Source organism: Parabacteroides distasonis (assembly GCF_004793765.1).
GTDB classification, from domain to species: Bacteria; Bacteroidota; Bacteroidia; order Bacteroidales; family Tannerellaceae; genus Parabacteroides; species Parabacteroides distasonis_A.
This window is the reverse complement of the sequence record NZ_SRYM01000122.1, coordinates 1-1,318: the sequence shown is the minus strand read 5'-3', so window position 1 is coordinate 1,318 and position 1,318 is coordinate 1. Positions and strand designations below refer to the sequence as shown.

Sequence of the window (1,318 nt, the reverse complement as noted above, 5' to 3'; positions counted from 1 at the left end):
CATTAGTGTCCCATAAAAAATAGGGACTAGTTAAACATTAAATAAATTTGGCCCATTTGGTCCGAAACGGTCTTTGTCATATTGAAATTTAGTTTTGTCGAAGAGGTCTTTCAAGTGCGTTTTGTCAGTTAGCGAAATGCTTAAAATCTGCAAGACTTCGTATGTACTTCTCTCCAATTTCATGTCGTTCTTGACGATAGTAACAAGTAGGTAAGTACAAATGGCAACATAGATTTGTATTCTAACGGCATTCTCGGTAGTCCCCCAAAACTTCTTAATCTTGAGGTGCTGCTTTAGCCATTTGAAGAACAGTTCTATTTGCCAACGGTTCTTGTAGAGTTTAGCAACCAATGAAGAGGAAATATGCGTTGCATTCGTAAGAAATGCAAATTCTCTACCTTGCTCTTCATCGAAGAAACGTACTAGTCGCAGTTGTTTAGGATAGTCCTTCGTTGCCTTGTATTCTGTAAACTCAATGATACAGTCAGAGAGTACATTTTTAGGCAGTCGACGTTTCCATTTTACAACTTTGTACTGTACATTCTTCTTTGCACGAACAACGAAATGTGCTCCTATTTGATTTATGCCGAACAGTTGCGAAAACTTATTGTAAGCACGGTCAAAAATGTAGTAAGAGCCTGTTTCGTAAGGTATTTCGCTCATTGCTTTGGAATCGTGAGTCGATGCAGTTGTTATATGAAAGAAGGTCGGAATCTGTGTTTCTACATCATACAATGTATGTACCTTGATACCACCTTTCTTCTTTCTGAACTTCGCCCACCAGAAAACTTCCAAACACAAGTCTATCGTGGTTGAATCGAAAGCGTATATATTGCCATCAAGTTTGAAGATGTCAATGCTACATTTCTTTCGCACCTCGCTTACAAGATAGAAAGCATATTCCTCAAATATGCGGTAGTCTCTATCCTGATTTGCTCGTGCAAGCGATGATTTCGATACATTCTTGCCCATACCCAAGTGGTAACATTTGGAGTGATGAGCTTCGAGCGCAACAATCAAATCGCGCAGGCTTTCTCGGTTGGAGAGTTGTCCGAACATCATTGCAAGGAACTGATTCCAACAAGTCAAGTGTTTGACGTAACGGTCTCCATTATATTTTGCAACAATACGGTTAAATTTACTTCTATCGAGGAATGCGACTAACTGAGCAAATACAAACTTGTCTTGAAACATATGCGGTCATAGTAAAACTACCGCAAAGATAAAATTTCAAGTCCGTTCGCTCGAAAGATCCCTGTAACTAACTATATTTCAATAATTTCAAAGAACTTTTTCAGATTTTAATGGGACAGTAGTG

Annotated in this window: 1 protein-coding gene; it reads right to left on the bottom strand. The window is 38.6% G+C overall.

The features are described from left to right. Positions 1–30 precede the first annotated feature (30 nt). Complete coding sequence (locus tag E5342_RS18975; protein WP_135960078.1) at positions 31–1,194, bottom strand: IS4 family transposase; 1,164 nt, start codon at positions 1,192–1,194, stop codon at positions 31–33. Positions 1,195–1,318: the final 124 nt, after the last annotated feature.

What these genes read in the sequence shown, in the direction of transcription:
- E5342_RS18975 (WP_135960078.1), bottom strand. Translation starts at nt 1,194, where the DNA reads ATGTTTCAAGACAAGTTTGTATTTGCTCAGTTAGTCGCATTCCTCGAT.